Genomic DNA, 17,399 nt, shown 5'->3' on the forward strand with positions numbered 1-17,399 from the left:
TCGGATCGCCGCCACCGATGGTGCGTGCCCGCGCCGGGCGCCTTCGCGGGCACGCACCGCGAGCCGGGACGGCGGCGGGGGCGGGTCCTCCCCCCTGTCCCTGTCCGCCGTACCCGCTGTCCCTGCCCGCCGTACCCGCCGGGCGGGGCACCCGCTCGGACGCGCCCGTCCGCACCGTCCGCGCCGCATCCGTCAGAACATGCTGAGCAACTGGTCCACGGTCGGTTCGGTGGGGGTGTTCCCGTCGGGCAGCGCCAGTTCGAACCAGACGGTCTTGCCGCGCGGGGTCCGGCGGGAGCCCCAGGCCGCGCTGAGCAGTCCGACGAGCTGGAGCCCCCGGCCGCCCTCGTCGGTGTCGCGGGCGCGGCGGCGGCGCGGCTGCACCAGACCGGAGTCCCAGACCTCGCACACCAGGGTGCGGTCGCGCAGCAGCCGCAGCCGGATCTCGCCCTCGCCGTACCGCAGCGCGTTGGTGACCAACTCGCTCACCAGCAGTTCGACGGTGTCGACGAGGGGTTCCAGATCCCAGGAGACCAGCAGGGCACGGGCCAGTTCGCGCGCCCGGCCCACCGAGCGGGGCTCGCGGGGCAGCAGCCAGTCGCCGACGGCCTCGGCGGGCAGGCCCCGTACCCGGGCCATCAGCAGGGCGATGTCGTCCTCGCCGTGGCGGGTGTCGAGCGAGGTGAGCACATGGTCGCAGACGTCCTCCAGCGACCGGGAGAGATCGGGTCCGAGCGCGGGAGGCTCGGGAGCGGGGTGCTCGGGAGCGGTGCGGCCCCGCACGGGACCGGCCGGGCCGGTGGGCCGGGAGGGGCCGGTGAGGGCGGAGCGGAACGCCTTGAGCCCCTCGTCCAGCGGATGGTGGCGGGATTCGACGAGGCCATCGGTGTAGAGGGCGAGCAGCGCGCCCTCGGGCAGCTCCACCTCGACCTCCTCGAAGGGCTCGCCCCCGACGCCGAGCGGCATCCCGGGCGGCACGTCGAGCAGCAGCGCCTCCTGTCCCGGCTCCACCAGGACGGGCGGCAGATGCCCGGCGTTGGCGAAGGTGCAGCGGCGGGTGACCGGGTCGTAGACGGCGTAGACGCAGGTCGCGAGGTAGACCTCGGAGAGGTCGGCGTCCCGCGACTTATGGGCGACCCGGGACGCCTGCTGGGCGCCGATGGGGCTGCCGAGGCCCCGGGCGACCTCGTCGAGCGCCGACAGCACCTCGGCGGGCTCCATGTCGAGCAGGGCCAGGGTCCGCACGGCGGTGCGCAGCTCGCCCATGGCGACGGCGGCGCGCAGCCCGCGCCCCATGACGTCGCCGACGACGAGGGCGGTGCGGTGGCCGGGCAGTTCGATGACGTCGAACCAGTCGCCGCCGACCTCGGTGGCCGCGTTGCCGGGGAGGTAGCGGCAGGCGATGTCCAGCCCGGCGGCCTCCGGGTCGCCCGGGGGGAGCAGGCTGCGCTGGAGGATGAGGGCCCGCTCGTGCTCCCTGCGGTAGAGCCGGGCGTTGTCGATGCAGACGGCGGCGCGCGCGGCGAGTTCGACGGCGAGGGCGCGGTCCCGTTCCCCGAAGGGCTCGCTGCCCTTGGTCCGGGAGAACTGCACCAGTCCGACGACGCTGTCGTGGGCCACCATCGGCACGGCGAGCGTGGACTGCACCAGGCTGCCGCCGCCCTGTCCGGGGATGGCCTGGACCCGGGCGGTGCGCAGGGCGTTGGCGCACGGCGAGTTGACCGTGTAGCGGTGGACCTCGCCGACGGCGGTGGGGGTGCCGCCCCGGGAGCCGCAGCCGGGTGTGGTGATCAGCGGGGCGTCGGACACGGCGCTGGCGAAGGCGACCCGGCGGAGCGCGGCGCTGCCGCCGTAGCTCTCGGCGCGGGGGGCGTCCCACCGTCCGGGCGGCGCCTCGTCGCCGGTGAGCAGGGACTGGTAGAGGTCGACCGAGGCGAGGTCGCAGAAGCCGGGGACGGCGACGTCGAGCAGTTCGCGCGCGGTGGTCTCCAGGTCGAGCGAGTTGCCGATGCGGGCGCTGGCCTCGTTGAGGAGGGCGAGATTGCGCCGGGCGCTGGCGGCCTCGCGGGCCGCCACCTGGCGGCGGGTCACGTCGTGGCCCACCCCGGCCACCCCGATGGGCCGTCCGGCGGCGTCGTGCACCCGGTAGAGGTTGACGGACCAGTGCCTGCGCTCGGGGCCGCCGGGGGCGGTGCCGACGAACTGGAGGTCGATCACGGGCTCGCCGCTCTCCAGCACCCGCCGCAGCGAGCCGTCCATCCGTTCGGCCTCGGAGCGGGGGAGGTAGTCGTGGACGGTGCGTCCCCGGTGTTCCTCGGCGGTGCCGCCGAACACGGCGGCGACGCGCTGGTTGGCACGGCGCACCCGCAGATCGGTACCGAAGAGAAGGAAACCGAAAGGAGATTGACCGAAAATCGCCTGCGAAGCAGCGAGATCGGTCTCCATGCCCCGCAGCGCGCCGACATCGGTCACGATGCAGAGCGCGGCCCGTTCGCCGGTCTCCGTCTCACTGGGCACCACGAGAACCTCGGCCATGCCCGGGGCGCCGCCGTTCCCGGCCGCCCGCAGCGGGACGAGTCCCGTCCACTCCTTGCCGTCAAGGAGATCGGCGGCCGTTCGCCCGCCCTGCCGCCCCGGCCCGTCCGGGAGCAGGACCGTCAGCAGATCCCTCCCCCGGGCCTCGGCGGCCGTGATGCCGAACAGCTCGGCCGCCCGCCGGCTCCACCGGTCGATCCGACCATCGGGGCCCAGGGAGAAGGAGGCGACCCTGATGGAGTCATGGATCGAGCCAGGCGGACAGCTCTGCCACACGACGTCGCCCGACGTCCCGGTTATCTCGCTCACGCGACCGTCCCCTCCAGCTCACCGCACCGGACCGGCCATGACCGCAGTATTCAGCACTACGGCTGCGGCGCGCACGGCGTTCACGATCACAGCACGGTCTCGTTCATTTTGCGCCTGCGCAGCAGTGATCGTTATCTCTTCACACTTTTAACCAGTGAGAGCCAGCTCGAACCACACCGTCTTCCCCGTTCTTCCCCGGCGGGTCCCCCAGCGCCGCGCGGACCCGGCGACGAGCTGGAGCCCGCGCCCGCCCTCGTCGTCGGGCGCCGCCGTGCGCTCGGTGGGCGGGTCGGGCAGCGGATCGGACACCTCCACCAGCAGGGCCCCCGCCCCGTCCGCCGAGCCGTCGCCCGGCCCGGGAAGGGCCATCCGCACCCCGATGGGCCCGGAGGCGTACCGCAGCGAATTGGTCACCAGCTCGCTGACCAGCAGAACGGTCATATCGCCGACCGCCGGGTCGAGGCCCCAGTCCCGCAGGGTGTCCCGCACGGCGTGCCGGGCGACGCGGACGGCGTCGGGCTGGGCGGGAAAAGTCCATTCGGCGCGGGCGCCGTTGGTGTCGATCACACCGCTCACTTCCCGGACCAGCAGCACACCACATCCCTTTTCGGGGGGTTAATCAGCACATACCCGATATTCGGCTCCGGGTATCGCGATCGGCGGCCTCATGGGTGCACGGTTGACGCGAACGGCGTACGGACGGGGCCTCCGCGCCCTCGTGGACGGCGCACGCCCCGCCCGGCCGGCCGCGCCGCATCTCACTCGGGGGGTCTGCGGGACTCCCGTGATTCCCCAGATTCCTCGGGACGGGTCTCCGCCAGGCTGTCACGCAGCAGCCGGGCCGCCTCGGCCACGGCGGGACGGTCCTGATCGAGCCAGTCCACGGTGTCGGTCTCGTCCGGCCCCAGCCAGCGCAGGGCGTCGTGGTCCTCCAGCGGCCGGGGCTCGCCGGAGACCAGCCGGGCGGTCCACACCTGGAGCACATATCCCGGTTTCAGGGGCCAGGAGCCGGGGATGCGGGCCAGGGGCTCCGTCTCGACGCCCAGCTCCTCGCGCAGCTCGCGGACGAGGGCTTCCTCCGGGCGCTCCCCCGGCTCCAGCTTGCCTCCGGGCAGCTCCCAGCGGCCCGCCAGCTCCTCGGGGGCGCTGCGGCGCGCGGCCAGCAGCCGCCCCCGGTCGTACACGGCTCCGGCCACCACCACACGTTCGGTCATGCGCCGGAGCGTACTGCGCCCGCCCGGCGGGGCCACCGCCGCCTCCCGCGCGGAGGCGGAATCCGCGCGCGGGGACGGGGCCGGGCGAGCGGCCGCGACCGGCGCGGGACGGTGCCCCACGGCGGTTGGCACGGCGGGTGGCGCGGCGGGGCGGAACGCCCGGAACGCGTCAGTAGGTCGTCGTCTGCTCGATACGCTCCACCCAGTACATCTGTTTGTGCCCCTGGACATCGAGTGTGTCGACTATCCGCTGGGCCTCGTCCTCGGTCGCGTACCGCCCGACGCGATAGCAGTTGCCGTTGTCGTCCTGGCGTATGACGAGCCAGGGGAGCGCTGAACTGCTGTCGGTCATCGCGCCCCTCCCTCGCACGGCCCGTGTGTCACCGGTGATGGCCCCGAAACCTCAATGCGCATATGCCGGAGCCTACGCCCGACCTTCACTCAGCGGATACGGATTTACACAAAGAGACAGGAAACAGGGGGCGCATCCATCCGAATGCGCCCCCCCGGGCACGCACTCCCCCACCGTGCCCGATCCATACGTTCCCAGCCATTGACCTCAATGGTCCAGACCAATACGGTCCTTACTCACTGCACACTCACCGCACACCCACTGCGCGGATCCACTCGCGACAGCCGCACAACACCCCTTGCACGACGCCCCGTTGACAGACCTGTTCCGGTGCCGCCGCGAAGCCTGCGCGGCACGCCGGAGCGCACACAGGAATGAGTCCCATGCGTCGAACCACTCCGGTACGGACCGCGGTCGCGGCCGGGTCCCTCTCGCTGCTCGCGGCGCTCGCGCCCGCGGCCACCGCCGGCGCCGCGCCCCCGGCCGCCCCGCCCGCCGCCGCGGCGGGCGGTCGGCTTTCCGCCACGGCGGACGCGCGGCTCGTCGTCGCCGACGGCGGCGGCGCCGAGGAACGCGGCCATCAGCGCGCGTACAAGCGCATCGGCTACTTCAGCCAGTGGGGCATCTACGGCCGCGACTTCCATGTGAAGAACCTTCAGACCAGCGGCCAGGCCGCGAAGCTGACGCACATCAACTACGCCTTCGCGAACGTCAGCGGCGACGGCCGGTGCTTCATCACCGGGCCGGTCGGAGAGGCCGACCCCTGGGCCGACTACGTCCGCCCGGTGGACGCGGCGGGGTCCGTCGACGGAGTGGGCGACACGCCCGATCAGAAGCTCGCGGGCAACTTCAACCAGCTCCGTGAGCTGAAGGCGAAGAACCCGGGCCTCCGGACCCTGATCTCCCTGGGCGGCTGGAGCTGGTCCACCCACTTCTCCGACGCCGTCAGCACCCCCGCGAAGCGCACATCCCTCGTCTCCTCCTGCATCGACATCTACATCAAGGGCAATCTGCCCGTGGACGGGGCGCGCGGCGGCCCGGGCGCGGCGGCCGGGATCTTCGACGGCATCGACATCGACTGGGAGTGGCCGGGCTCGGAGGGCGAGGCGGACACCCCGTACCGCCCCGAGGACAAGAAGAACTTCACCGCGCTGGTGCGGGAGTTCCGCGTCCAGCTCGACGCGTACGCGCGGAGCGAGGCACGGCGCACGGACACCCGGCCCAAGCACTACGACCTGTCGGCGTTCGTGCCGACGGCGCCCGCGAAGATAGACGCGGGCTTCGAGGTCCCGAAGATCATGAAGGACTTCGACTGGGTCAACCTCCAGGGCTACGACTTCCATGTCTCGGGCGAGCGGACCACCGCCCAGCAGTCCGCCCTCTTCGCGCGGAACGACTTCAGCGTGCACCAGACGGTGGGCGACTGGCTCAGGCGCGGCGCCCCGGCGCACAAGCTGGTGGTCGGGATGCCGTTCTACGGCCAGGGCTGGACCGGCGTGTCGGGCGGCGGGGACGGCATGGGGCAGCCCGCCGAGCGGCCCGCTCCGGCGGTCCACCAGCCCGGTTTCGAGGACTACAAGGTCCTCAAGCGGCTCGCGGAGTCGGGGACGTACACGGTGCACCGCACGTACGGCCAGGCGTGGCTGTTCGACGGGAAGACGCTCTGGACGTACGACGACCCGACGGTGCTGAACGCGAAGACCGACTACATCCGCGCCCGGGGGCTCGGCGGGGCGATGTTCTGGTCGCTGGACGGGGACACGGACGACGGTGAGCTGGTGAAGGCCGTGGCGCGCGGACTGCGGCGCTGACCCGCGCCGGACTCCGCCGAAGCACGTCCGCGGGCGGCTCCGCGACCACGGGGCCGCCCGCGGGCGGTGGCGGACGGGCGCCCCGGACAGGGGGCGGGGCGCCCGTCCCACGGGACCCGGGGCGCCGGGCACTCCGGGCGGCTCAGCTCCGCACGGTGTCCCCGGCGCCCCCGGTGTCCCCGGCGCCCTGGGCGCCCTCGGTGTCCTCGGGGTACTCCGGCGGCACGGACGGCAGCTTCAGCAGCTTGCGGATCTCCACCTCCGCGGGCCCGTCGGCCACGACCTCGTCGACGGTCAGCATGTGGTCCCAGAACGCCTCCTCGTCCCGGGCCCCGGCCGCCTTCCGCCAGGCCGCCGCCGCCCGCTCGTACTCCCCGGCCCGGCGCTCCATCGGCCCGGCGAGCCGCTCCGGCCAGTTGTAGGCCCGCACCACCTCCGCCTGGTCGGCGAAGACGCCGGCCGACTCACGCGCCCAGGTGCGGTACCCGTCCGGGTCGGCCGCGTACTCCGCGTCGGGAACGGTGTTCCCCGTGAGATAGAGCCTGGTCTCGGCGGTGAGGTAGGCGAGCTGGTGGGCATCGTCGACGGTCGTGGGGTCCCGGCGTACCGACCCGGCGGTCCGGTCCCCCTTCGGTGTGGCGAACGTGCAGGTCACGGCGCGGTCGCCGAGTCGCCAGCTCTCCTTGGTCGGGGTGTAGTAGTACAACTCCATCCGGCCGCCCACGACCCACTCGTCCCGGGCGTACATCCAGTTCAGCTCCTCGCACCGGCGTTCGGCCAGCGGGTCGATCCGGCCGTCGCCGGGGAAGGCGTCGAAGCCCTGGAGCGTGAACGAGCCGGTGACCTCGGCCTCGTGCTCCCCGGCACACGGCACGACCTCGACGGACAGGGCCTCCCGGTCCTCCAGGGGACCGTCACCCGGCAGGTTGAAGCACTGCCCGGTGCGCAGATCGAGCGTGCTGTGCGAACGGGCCGCCTCGTCCATCCCCTCCTTGAAACCGCGCCACAGCTCGGCCGCGCCCCCGGTGACCAGCAGCAGAAGCATGAGCAGCGTGCTGATGGCGGAGAGGACCGTACCGGCGATCGCCATACCCGCCCCGCGCTGCCCCTTCTTCTTGATCTGGACGAGCGCGACGATGCCGAGGATCAGCCCGAGCGGCGGCAGACAGCAGACGATCCCGGCCACGAGGGAGGCGACGGAGAAGCCGTTCATGGGGGGCGCGGACGGCGGGGGCGCGAGATATCCGGGCGCCCCCGGCCCACCGGGGTACCCGGGATACGCCTGGTAGGCCGGGTGGGGCGGCTGAGGCGGGTGGCCCGGGTGGGGCCCGGGTATCGGCGGAGGCTGCCGCACTCCCCACGGGTCGGAGTCCTCGGGCCGTCGGCCGTCCTGTCGCGATGGGTCCACGGGTACGCCGCTCCTGTCGGAAATCCGGGCCCGTCCTGGTCCCGAGCCGAGCGAATCGTATAAACCGACCGACGTCGCGGGACAGTCGCCCTGGTGACAGCCGGATGCCGCGAAAGTCTGGAAAATAGAGGAGAAAGGCCGAAAAACCGGACCGACTCCAGGGGTGCCCATGGCCCGCACGACGGCCGTCAACCTCAAGGGACACCACGGCGACCCCGCGTACGAGGACGTCGTCTATGTGGGACGCCCCATGCACCGGGGCGGCTGGCACCTCGAAGGCTCCCCGCTCGCCTGCCCGTACCGCCCGGGCCCCGACGGCACCCGCGAGGAGGTCATGGCCCGCTACCGGACCCACCTCCTCGCCCACCCCGAGCTGCTGGCCCTCCTCCCCTCGCTCCGCGGCCACCGGCTCGGCTGCTGGTGCGTCCCGAAGAAGTGCCACGCCGAGGTGATCGCCGAACTGGCGGACCAAGGGGTGGGCGCGCCGTGACCCCACCCGCTCCCGCGATCGGGTGACCCGATCGCACGGGAATCGCTACGGTCGAGCCATGACCGCACTGCCCGATTGGATGCACCCACCACGCGCAGAAGGCTGGTTCGCGGAAGATCTGGACCACCTTCCCGAGGCACCCCGCCACACCGAACTGATCGACGGATCACTCGTCTTCAGGCTGTGGCCCCAGAGGTGCTGGCACGGCCGCCTCGTCACCGTCTTGACCACCGCGCTCATGCAACAGGCCCCGACGGGCTTCGACGTGGAACGCGAGATGACCGTCCGCCTCGACAGCCGCAATCGCCCGGAGCCCGACCTCCTGCTCACGACCACCCCGTTCGACCCGGACCGCACCTGGTTCGCGCCGGAGGAGGTGAGTCTCGTCGTCGAGGTCGTCTCTCCCGAGTCCGCCCACCGCGACCGCACGGTCAAGCTCCACAAGTACGCGGCGGCCGGAATCCCCCACTACTGGTGCATCGAGGATGAGGAGGGCACACCCGTCGTCCACGTCTATGAACTGGACGAACCGACCGGCGCCTACGCTCCCGCCGGCATCTTCCGGGGCTCCCTGCACCGCCCCGTCCCCTTCGAGATCAAGCTGAACCTGGACAGCCTGACTCCACGGCGCCACGGTTGAGGGCCAGGCCCCTCAGGGCCCGGCCCTCAACCGTCACGGAACCAGCAGCACGCCCATGTGGTGCAGGTCACACATTGAACCGGAACTCAACGACGTCGCCGTCCTGCATCACATACTCCTTGCCCTCCATGCGCGCCTTGCCCTTGGCGCGGGCCTCCGCCACCGAGCCGGTCTCGACGAGGTCGGCGAAGGAGATGACCTCGGCCTTGATGAAGCCCTTCTGGAAGTCGGTGTGGATCACACCGGCGGCCTCGGGGGCGGTGGCGCCCTTCTTGATGGTCCAGGCGCGGGATTCCTTGGGGCCGGCGGTGAGGTAGGTCTGAAGGCCCAGGGTGTCGAAGCCGACCCGGCTGAGGGTGGCGAGGCCCGGCTCCTCCTGGCCCATGGACTGGAGGAGTTCCAGCGACTCCGCCTCGTCCAGCTCGATCAGCTCGGACTCGATCTTGGCGTTGAGGAAGATGGCCTCGGCGGGGGCGACCAGGGCGCGCTGGGCGTCCTTGAACTCCTCGTCGACCAGTTCGTCCTCGTCCACGTTGAAGACGTAGAGGAAGGGCTTCGTGGTCAGCAGGTGCAGCTCGTGCAGCAGCTCGCCCTGCTCGGTGCCCTTGGTGATGCCCTCGGAGAACAGCGTGCGGCCGGACTCCAGGATCTCCTTCGCGGCCTCGACGGCCTTCAGCACCGCCGCCTTCTCCTTCTGGAGGCGGGCCTCCTTCGTCAGCCGGGGGATCGCCTTCTCCACGGACTGGAGGTCGGCGAGGATCAGCTCGGTGTTGATGGTCTCGATGTCGTCCTTCGGGGAGACCTTGCCATCCACGTGAACGACGTTCTCGTCCTTGAACGCGCGGATCACCTGGCAGATCGCGTCCGACTCACGGATGTTCGCCAGGAACTTGTTCCCCAGGCCCTCGCCCTCGCTGGCGCCGCGCACGATGCCCGCGATGTCGACGAAGTCGACCGTCGCCGGGAGCACCCGCTGCGAGCCGAAGATCTCCGCCAGCTTGGTCAGACGCTCGTCCGGGACGCCGACGACGCCCACATTCGGCTCGATGGTGGCGAACGGGTAGTTGGCCGCCAGCACGTCGTTCTTGGTCAGGGCGTTGAACAGGGTCGACTTGCCGACATTGGGCAGACCGACGATTCCGATCGTGAGCGACACGTTGGCGACTTCCTGAGTGAGAACCAGTGGGACGGACCGGCGGGGGCTGAGCGGCCGGGCCGCCCGAGGGGGCCGCGGCGCACGGGCCCGTACGGGGCCGATCCCCCAGTTTACGGGGCGGCTTTCCGGCGCGGCGCACAACCGGCGGCGACGGGGCGGGGTGGTGCCCCGAGGTCGAACCTTTGGCCAAGGTCGCTTCAAAGGCGTGTCCTGTACCTGATTCCTCCCCACTCGCGCCCTACGTTGGTCGTGTGGAGCAGCACAGGACCAGTCGCCCCCAGAACCGGCAGCGGCAGCAGCCCCCGGTGCCGTCCCCGAGCCCCGGCGCCGACGGCCCCGGCGGGTACGCCGTCCGGCCGAGGACGCCGACCGCCCGGCCCGCCGCGCCCGCCGAGAGCAGCCCGCGGCGGCTGCCCGGCCCCCGGCTGACCGGTCTGGGCGGGGGGCTCTTCGCCACGGTGGCCATGGTGGCGATCGGGCTGCTCGACCGGCTGCTGCTGGCGGGCTCCCCGACGGTGTACGGGGCGCTCTTCCTGCCGGTGTGCGCGCTGACGGCGCTCTGGGTGCGGGAGGCGGACATCGTCACCGCCCCCATCAGCGTGCCGATCGCCTTCGCGGCGGGCATCGTGCCCATCGCGGGCGGTGAGGGCGGGCTCGGCAGCCAGGTCATGGCCGTGGTCACCGCCCTCGCCGTGCACGCGGGCTGGCTGTACGGGGGCACGCTGGTGGCCGGGGTGATCAGCTGTGTGCGCAAGGTCCGCGCCATGGCCCGGCGGCGGCGCCCGGCCGACCGGCGACGCCCGGGACCGCCCATCGGACGGCGCTGAGCCGCCCGGCCGACCGGCCACGGAGACCCGCCGACCGAATCCACCGACCGGGTCCACCGGCCGGACCACGGAAATCCACCGGCCGAATCCGGCCGAATACACCCGCCGAATCCACCGGCCGCCCGAGCACGGAGCAGGCCGCCCCCGGACGCCCGCCCCGGCCCCGCGGCGGACAGCGACGCCGTCAGCGGCTCGCCGCCGCCATCGCCGCGCCCACGATGCCCGCGTTGTTCTGGAGCTCCGCGGGAACGATCTCCGCCCGGACGCCCTCGATCTGCGGCAGGAACTTGTCCGCCTTCCGGCTGACACCGCCCCCGATGATGAACAGTTCCGGCGAGAAGAGCATCTCCAGATGGGCCAGGTACTTCTGCACCCGCCGCGCCCAGTGGGGCCAGCTCAGGTCCTCGTCCTCCTTGGCCCTGGTCGAGGCGTGCTTCTCCGCCTCGTGGCCGTGCAGCTCCAGATGGCCCAGCTCGGTGTTGGGCACCAGCCGTCCGTCGATGAAGACGGCGCTGCCGATGCCGGTGCCCAGGGTCAGCATCATCACCGTGCCCTTGCGGCCCCGGCCCGCGCCGAAGGTCATCTCGGCGACGCCCGCCGCGTCGGCGTCGTTCAGCACCGTGACCGGCGCTCCGCCCAGCCGCTCGCTCAGCAGCCGGGCCGCGTCCTGGTCCACCCAGCCCTTGTCGACATTGGCGGCGGTGCGGGTGACACCGCTCGTCACCACGCCGGGGAAGGTGATCCCGACCGGTCCCGACCAGTCGAAGTGCCGCACCACCTCGACGACGCCGTCCGCCACCGCGTCCGGCGTCGCCGGGTGCGGGGTCAGGACCTTGTGGCGTTCCTGCGTCAGCTCTCCGCGGTCAAGGTCGACGGGCGCGCCCTTGATACCGGAGCCACCGATGTCCACTCCGAACAGGTTCATGGGACCCACGGTACGGGCAGGGTGCGGCCGTCACGCGCCGGACGCAGAACCCGGGTGGGCGGAGGCGGAACCGGCGGCGACGGCCTCGGCCCGCTCCACCAGCGCGGCGGCCTCGGCGCGCAGATCGCGGCGCAGCTCCTTCGGCAGCGAGAAGGTGATCGACTCCTCGGCCGCCTTCACCAGCTCGACGTCCTGGAAGCCGCGCTGCGACAGCCACTCCAGCACCCCCTCGACCAGGATCTCCGGGACGGAGGCGCCCGAGGTCAGACCGACCGTGGCGACGCCCTCCAGCCATGCCTCGTCGATCTCCTCGGCGAAGTCGACCAAGTGGGCGTCACGGGCACCGGCGCCGAGGGCCACCTCGACCAGCCGGACCGAGTTGGACGAGTTCTTGGAGCCGACCACGATCACCAGATCGGCGTCGGCGCCCATCTGCTTGACCGCCGTCTGGCGGTTCTGGGTGGCGTAGCAGATGTCGTCGCTGGGCGGCGAGATGAGCTGCGGGAACTTCTCCTTCAGCCGGTCCACGGTCTCCATCGTCTCGTCGACGGAGAGCGTGGTCTGCGAGAGCCAGACCACCTTCGACTCGTCCCGGACCTCGACCTTGTCCACGTCGTCGGGGCCGTCGACCAGGGTGATGTGGTCGGGGGCCTCGCCGGAGGTGCCGATGACCTCCTCGTGGCCCTCGTGGCCGATCAGCAGGATGTCGTAGTCCTCGTTGGCGAACCGGACGGCCTCCTTGTGGACCTTGGTCACCAGGGGGCAGGTCGCGTCGATGGTGGCGAGCTTGCGCCGGGCGGCCTCCTCGTGGACGACCGGGGCCACGCCGTGCGCGGAGAACATGACGATCGAGCCCTCGGGGACCTCGGCCGTCTTGTCGACGAAGACGGCGCCCTTCCGCTCCAGCGTCTGGACGACGTACTTGTTGTGCACGATCTCGTGCCGGACGTAGACCGGCGCGCCGTACTGCTCCAGCGCCTTCTCGACGGCGATCACGGCACGGTCCACGCCCGCGCAGTAACCACGGGGGGCGGCGAGCAGGACGCGACGGGCAGCAGGCGTAGCAGTCATGTCCCCATCGTAAGGCCGTCCAGAAGAGGCGGGAGATCACCCACCGTGGGAAGACTGAATGTGGTAGCCGACGGACGGAGGGCCGGATGACCACGGACGCGGACCGGGCCGGGGCGGGGCACCCGAAGGACGGCGGCGGCCTGCGGCGCTCCCTCGGCTTCCGTGATCTGGTGGTCTACGGGCTGCTGTTCATCGCCCCGATGGCCCCGGTCGGCATCTTCGGCGCACTCGACGCGAAATCCCATGGGGCGGTGGCGCTCGTCTATGTGGTGGCCACGGTCGCCATGGGGTTCACGGCCGTCAGTTACGCCCAGATGGTCCAGGTGGCGCCGCAGGCGGGTTCCGTCTTCGGCTATGCCCGCAAGGCGCTCGGCGAGGGCCCCGGGTTCATCGCCGGATGGATGGCGCTGCTGGACTACCTCCTCATCCCCGCCGTTGCCTATCTCTTCTCCGGCATCGCCCTGGAGGCGCTGATTCCGGAGGTGGACCGCTGGGTGTGGACCGGGATCGCCGTGGTGCTGACCACGCTGCTGAACCTCTGGGGGGTGCGGGCGGCGGCCCGGGTCGGCTTCGCCGTGCTGCTGATGGAGATCGCGGTACTGGTGGTCTTCGTGGTGGCGGCGGTGACCGTGCTGGTGGAGGAGGGGGCGCGACGGGAGTGGCTCTCGCCGTTCACGGGGGACACCGGCTTCTCGGTGGCGGCGGTGTTCAGCGCCGTGTCGATCGCGGTGCTGTCGTATCTGGGCTTCGACGCGATCGTCTCGTTCGCGGAGGAGGTGACGGGGGGCTCGCGGAAGGTGGCCCGGGCGGTGCTGTTCTGCCTGGCGCTGGCGGGGTTGCTCTTCGTGGTGCAGACCTATCTGGCGGCGCTGCTCCAGCCGGTGTCCTCGGCGGAGCTGGCGGCCCGGCCCCAGGAACAGGGCGCGGCCTTCTACGAGGCGGTCGATGTGTCGGTCGGGGCCTGGCTGCACGATCTGATCGCGGTGAGCAAGGCGATCGGGGCGGCGTTCGCGGCGCTGGCGGGGCAGGCGGCGGCGGGGCGGCTGGTCTTCGCGATGGCGCGGGAACGGAGGCTTCCGCATGCGCTGTCCCGGACGGACGCGGGGGTGCCGAGGGTGGCGCTGCTGCTGGCGGCGGGGGTGAACCTGGTGGCGGCGGTGTGGGCGGCACGCCGGGCGAACGGCCTGGACCAGCTGGTCTCGGTGGTGGACATCGGGGCGCTGACGGCCTTCGTGCTGCTGCATCTGAGTGTGATCGGGTGGTTCGTGGTCCGCCGGATGGCGGGGCCGCCGCGCTGGGGGCGGCATCTGGTGGTGCCGCTGCTGGGGGTGGCGATCCTGGTCGCGGTGATCGTCGAGGCGTCGCTCACGGCCCAGGTGGTGGGGGTGGTCTGGCTGGGCGTGGGGCTGGTGGTGCTCGCGCTGCTGTGGGGGCGGTGGGGGCACCAGGAGAACCAGCCGTAACCTCCGCAACGGGAAGATCCTTCGGGAGCGGTCCGAGCAGGGGAACGGGCCGGAGGGTCCCGGCGCCGGGACCCGTCCGAGCGGACCGGGGTCCGCCGCCGGAACGCGCCGGCAGCGCACCGGGGCGGCGCGGGAGCGGGCTCCGGACGGGGCCGGATTGTCGGACCCGGCCGTTACTGTCGTTGCATGGCTCTCCACACGTCCCCGGACGCCCCGCTCCCGGTCGGCGAGGTGTCCCGGCTCATCGGCGGCTGGATCGACCGGCTCGGCGCGATCTGGGTCGAGGGGCAGATCACCCAGCTCTCCCGGCGGCCCGGTCAGGGGGTCGTCTTTCTCACGCTGCGCGATCCGTCCCACGACATCTCCGTGAGCGTCACCTGCTACCGGCAGGTGTTCGACGCCGTCGCGGACGTGGTGTCCGAGGGCGCGCGGGTCGTGGTGCACGCCAAGCCGGAGTGGTACGCCCCCCGGGGCCAGCTGTCGCTGCGCGCGGCGGAGCTGCGGCCGGTGGGGGTCGGCGAGCTGCTGGCCCGGCTGGAGCAGCTCAAGCGGTCGCTGGCGGCCGAGGGGCTGTTCGGGCCGGAGCGCAAGAAGCGACTTCCGTTCCTGCCGCACCGGGTGGGGCTGGTCTGCGGCCGGGCCTCCGCGGCCGAGCGCGATGTGCTGGAGAACGCGCGGCGGCGCTGGCCCGCGGTCCGTTTCGAGGTGCGCAACGTGGCGGTGCAGGGGGTGCACGCGGTGCCGCAGGTGGTCGGGGCGGTGCAGGAGCTGGACGCGCTCCCCGAGGTCGATGTGATCATCGTGGCGCGCGGCGGCGGCAGCGTCGAGGACCTGCTCCCGTTCTCGGACGAGCAGCTCGTGCGTGCCGTGGCCGGCTGCCGTACGCCGGTGGTGTCCGCGATCGGGCACGAGCCGGACTCCCCGCTGCTGGACCTGGTCGCGGATCTGCGGGCGTCGACGCCGACGGACGCCGCCAAGAAGGTGGTGCCGGACGTGGGCGAGGAGCTGGAGCGGGTCCGGCAGTTGCGGGGCCGGGCGCTGCGGACGGTGCGCTCGCTGCTGGACCGGGAGGAGCGGGGGCTCGCCCACGCCCTGGCCCGGCCCGTGCTGGAGCGTCCGCACCGGATGGTGGAGGAGCGGGAGGCTGAGGTCGAGGCGCTGGCGGCGCGCGGCCGTCGGGTGCTCGGGCATCTGCTGGACCGGGCCGAGTCGGAGCTGGCGCACACCCGGGCCCGGGTGGTCGCGCTCTCCCCGGCGGCGACCCTGGAGCGGGGGTACGCGGTGCTCCAGCGGCCGGACGGCGCGGTGGTGCGCGATCCGGACGAGGTGGCGGCGGGCGAGGAGCTGCGGGCGCGGGTCGCGCGCGGCACGTTCCCCGTACGGGTGGCGGAGTGAGTCCGCGCACGGCACGGGACCGGGAAGCGGTGGCACGGCCGCCGCGGGCGGACCGGCAGGACAGAGCAGGACATGAGCGGCAGGAGTGGCAGGAGTGGATGGGATGAGCGCCGGTACGGAAGAGACCACGGAGGGGACGGCCCCCGGGTACGAGCAGGCGAGGGACGAGCTGATCGAGGTCGTCCGCCGGCTGGAGGCGGGCGGGACGACGCTGGAGGAGTCGCTGGCCCTGTGGGAGCGCGGCGAGGAGCTGGCGAAGGTCTGCCGCCACTGGCTGGAGGGGGCCCGCGCCCGGCTGGACGCGGCGCTCGCGGGCCCGGACGGCACGGACGAGGAGCCCCGGGACGGCACGGGGTGAGTGGCGCAGAGTGAGATGCGCCACAGCTCTGAGTTAGTTGAAATTTAACCTATTGCGCTACGGTGACTCTCGCGTACCCGAAGAACAGCCGTGAAAGGTGAGCCATGCCCCTCGTCCTCGACCCCGCCGCTCAGGACCTCCTCTTCCGCGAGGCCCGCACCGCCAACACCTTCACCTCAGAGCCGGTGACCGAGGAGCAGGTCAAGGCCATCTACGAGCTGGTGAAGTACGGCCCCACCGCCTTCAACCAGACCCCGCTGCGGGTCGTCCTGGTCCGCTCCGCCGAGGCCCGCGAGCGGCTGCTGCCGCTGATGTCCGAGGGAAACCGGGCCAAGACCGGCACCGCGCCGCTGGTGGCGATCCTCGCCGCCGACCACGAGTTCCACGAGGAGCTGCCCCGGCTGCTCCCGCACTTCCCGCAGGCCAAGGACGTCTTCTTCGGCGAGCGCACCGTCCGTGAGCAGTCCGCCGGGCTGAACGCGGCGCTCCAGGCCGCGTACTTCATCCTCGGCGTCCGCGCCGCCGGTCTGGCCGCGGGCCCGATGACGGGCTACGACGCCGCCGGGGTGCAGAAGGAGTTCCTGGACGACGACCACACCCCGCTGATGATCGTCAACATCGGCAACCCGGGCGAGGATGCCTGGTTCCCGCGCTCCCCCCGGCTGGAGTTCGACGAGGTCATCACCACCGTCTGAGGAACAGAACCCCCGCCCGCGGGGGACACGGCAAAGGCCCGCCGCCCCCGGCTCACGGGGTGCGGCGGGCCTTTGCCTGCCGTGCGCGCGGTGCCGGGGCGGACCCCCGCGACCGGGACTCCGCCCCGGCTCGGGGCTTCCGCCCGGACACGGGGCCCGGGCCCCGGCTCAGGACTTCTGCTGGGCCGGGGGCGTCGGGGCGGTCTTCGGGGCCGGGGCCAGCGCGGCGGCCATCCGGGAGAGCTGCTCCATCGGCGCCGTCCCGGTCACCACGGTGGTCGAGCCCCGGTCCGCGCGGACGAGGGCGTCGTACTTGGGGCCCTCCCAGCGCTGCCAGGTCTCGCCCTTGATCTTCTCGGTGCGCCCGGTGTCGGTGGCCTGGTGGGTGACCCTCGGCACGAACTTGCCCACGGTCTCGGTGGACTGCTCGACCGCCACATACGCGTGGTCCGGGTCGAGGAAGCCGAGGTGCCAGGAGTCGGCCGAGTACCCCTTGTACGTCACCGAGGTCGCCTTCCACCCCTTCGGCAACCCCTCGGGCACGAGCACCGTATAGGGCGCCGCGCGCTGCGCCGTCACCATCTCGACCCGGTAGTCGACGGCCAGGACCTTGTCGCCGCCGTCGTCCTTGTTCGGAAGATCCGCAAAATAGACCACTCCGACGACCACTCCGATGGCCGCCATGGACAGAACCATGTCGCGGATCGTCTGTTTGCCTCGCATACCTGCCACGCCCCCATGGTCGCATCC

Annotated in this window: 17 protein-coding genes; 8 read left to right on the forward strand and 9 right to left on the reverse strand. The window is 72.3% G+C overall.

Annotated elements, in window-relative coordinates:
• Nucleotides 1-192: 192 nt before the first annotated feature.
• The 4 genes from CRV15_RS08655 to CRV15_RS08670 form a co-directional block, all read right to left on the reverse strand.
• Nucleotides 193-2,844: a SpoIIE family protein phosphatase gene (locus CRV15_RS08655; protein ID WP_003955267.1), complete on the reverse strand. Its 2,652-nt coding sequence runs from the start codon at nucleotides 2,842-2,844 to the stop codon at nucleotides 193-195.
• Between the two features lie 147 nt (nucleotides 2,845-2,991).
• On the reverse strand, nucleotides 2,992-3,420 hold the full coding sequence (locus CRV15_RS08660) for an ATP-binding protein (RefSeq protein ID WP_003961692.1): 429 nt from the start codon (nucleotides 3,418-3,420) through the stop codon (nucleotides 2,992-2,994).
• A 182-nt stretch (nucleotides 3,421-3,602) separates the two neighbouring features.
• Nucleotides 3,603-4,058 (reverse strand): (deoxy)nucleoside triphosphate pyrophosphohydrolase, encoded by a 456-nt coding sequence (locus CRV15_RS08665; protein ID WP_003955265.1) that lies wholly within the window; start codon nucleotides 4,056-4,058, stop codon nucleotides 3,603-3,605.
• Between the two features lie 169 nt (nucleotides 4,059-4,227).
• Nucleotides 4,228-4,410, reverse strand: a complete 183-nt coding sequence (locus CRV15_RS08670; RefSeq protein ID WP_003955264.1) for a hypothetical protein — start codon at nucleotides 4,408-4,410, stop codon at nucleotides 4,228-4,230.
• Nucleotides 4,411-4,793: 383 nt separating this feature from the next.
• Between CRV15_RS08670 and CRV15_RS08675 the strand changes: the two genes are divergently transcribed.
• Nucleotides 4,794-6,221: a glycoside hydrolase family 18 protein gene (locus CRV15_RS08675; RefSeq protein WP_003961690.1), complete on the forward strand. Its 1,428-nt coding sequence runs from the start codon at nucleotides 4,794-4,796 to the stop codon at nucleotides 6,219-6,221.
• Nucleotides 6,222-6,363: 142 nt separating this feature from the next.
• Here the strand turns inward: CRV15_RS08675 and CRV15_RS08680 are convergent, their stop codons facing one another.
• Nucleotides 6,364-7,434, reverse strand: a complete 1,071-nt coding sequence (locus tag CRV15_RS08680) for a DUF4190 domain-containing protein (protein WP_009997438.1) — start codon at nucleotides 7,432-7,434, stop codon at nucleotides 6,364-6,366.
• 364 nt (nucleotides 7,435-7,798) lie between these two features.
• On the opposite strand from CRV15_RS08680, the gene CRV15_RS08685 reads away from it, so the two are divergent.
• Together CRV15_RS08685 and CRV15_RS08690 are read left to right on the forward strand one after the other, a co-directional pair.
• Complete coding sequence (locus tag CRV15_RS08685) at nucleotides 7,799-8,119, forward strand: DUF4326 domain-containing protein (RefSeq protein WP_137986977.1); 321 nt, start codon at nucleotides 7,799-7,801, stop codon at nucleotides 8,117-8,119.
• 58 nt (nucleotides 8,120-8,177) lie between these two features.
• Nucleotides 8,178-8,759 carry a Uma2 family endonuclease gene (locus tag CRV15_RS08690; protein ID WP_003955260.1) on the forward strand — a complete coding sequence of 194 codons (582 nt, stop codon included), beginning with the start codon at nucleotides 8,178-8,180 and terminating at the stop codon, nucleotides 8,757-8,759.
• A gap of 67 nt (nucleotides 8,760-8,826) precedes the next feature.
• Here the strand turns inward: CRV15_RS08690 and ychF are convergent, their stop codons facing one another.
• Nucleotides 8,827-9,915, reverse strand: a complete 1,089-nt coding sequence (ychF, locus tag CRV15_RS08695) for a redox-regulated ATPase YchF (RefSeq protein WP_003955259.1) — start codon at nucleotides 9,913-9,915, stop codon at nucleotides 8,827-8,829.
• Nucleotides 9,916-10,166: 251 nt separating this feature from the next.
• On the opposite strand from ychF, the gene CRV15_RS08700 reads away from it, so the two are divergent.
• Complete coding sequence (locus tag CRV15_RS08700) at nucleotides 10,167-10,742, forward strand: DUF6542 domain-containing protein (protein WP_003955258.1); 576 nt, start codon at nucleotides 10,167-10,169, stop codon at nucleotides 10,740-10,742.
• 184 nt (nucleotides 10,743-10,926) lie between these two features.
• Here the strand turns inward: CRV15_RS08700 and ppgK are convergent, their stop codons facing one another.
• Both ppgK and CRV15_RS08710 read right to left on the reverse strand, forming a co-directional pair.
• Complete coding sequence (ppgK, locus tag CRV15_RS08705) at nucleotides 10,927-11,667, reverse strand: polyphosphate--glucose phosphotransferase (protein ID WP_003961685.1); 741 nt, start codon at nucleotides 11,665-11,667, stop codon at nucleotides 10,927-10,929.
• 30 nt (nucleotides 11,668-11,697) lie between these two features.
• The gene (locus tag CRV15_RS08710) at nucleotides 11,698-12,738 is read right to left on the reverse strand and encodes a 4-hydroxy-3-methylbut-2-enyl diphosphate reductase (protein ID WP_003961684.1); all 1,041 of its coding nucleotides are present in this window, start codon (nucleotides 12,736-12,738) and stop codon (nucleotides 11,698-11,700) included.
• Nucleotides 12,739-12,824: 86 nt separating this feature from the next.
• Between CRV15_RS08710 and CRV15_RS08715 the strand changes: the two genes are divergently transcribed.
• The 4 genes from CRV15_RS08715 to CRV15_RS08730 all read left to right on the forward strand — a co-directional run bounded on the left by CRV15_RS08715 (nucleotide 12,825) and on the right by CRV15_RS08730 (nucleotide 16,649).
• A complete protein-coding gene (locus CRV15_RS08715) occupies nucleotides 12,825-14,201 on the forward strand; it encodes an APC family permease (protein ID WP_003955255.1) in 1,377 nt (458 codons plus the stop codon).
• A gap of 186 nt (nucleotides 14,202-14,387) precedes the next feature.
• A complete protein-coding gene (xseA, locus tag CRV15_RS08720; protein WP_003955254.1) occupies nucleotides 14,388-15,596 on the forward strand; it encodes an exodeoxyribonuclease VII large subunit in 1,209 nt (402 codons plus the stop codon).
• Between the two features lie 103 nt (nucleotides 15,597-15,699).
• A complete protein-coding gene (locus tag CRV15_RS08725; RefSeq protein WP_003955252.1) occupies nucleotides 15,700-15,954 on the forward strand; it encodes an exodeoxyribonuclease VII small subunit in 255 nt (84 codons plus the stop codon).
• 104 nt (nucleotides 15,955-16,058) lie between these two features.
• Entirely contained in the window at nucleotides 16,059-16,649 is a 591-nt protein-coding gene (locus CRV15_RS08730; RefSeq protein WP_003955251.1) for a malonic semialdehyde reductase, read from the forward strand.
• Between the two features lie 168 nt (nucleotides 16,650-16,817).
• Here CRV15_RS08730 and CRV15_RS08735 read toward each other — a convergent pair whose 3' ends face one another.
• Entirely contained in the window at nucleotides 16,818-17,372 is a 555-nt protein-coding gene (locus CRV15_RS08735) for a DUF4245 domain-containing protein (RefSeq protein ID WP_003961683.1), read from the reverse strand.
• Nucleotides 17,373-17,399: the final 27 nt, after the last annotated feature.

It is taken from the genome of Streptomyces clavuligerus (assembly GCF_005519465.1).
Lineage (GTDB): Bacteria > Actinomycetota > Actinomycetes > Streptomycetales > Streptomycetaceae > Streptomyces > Streptomyces clavuligerus.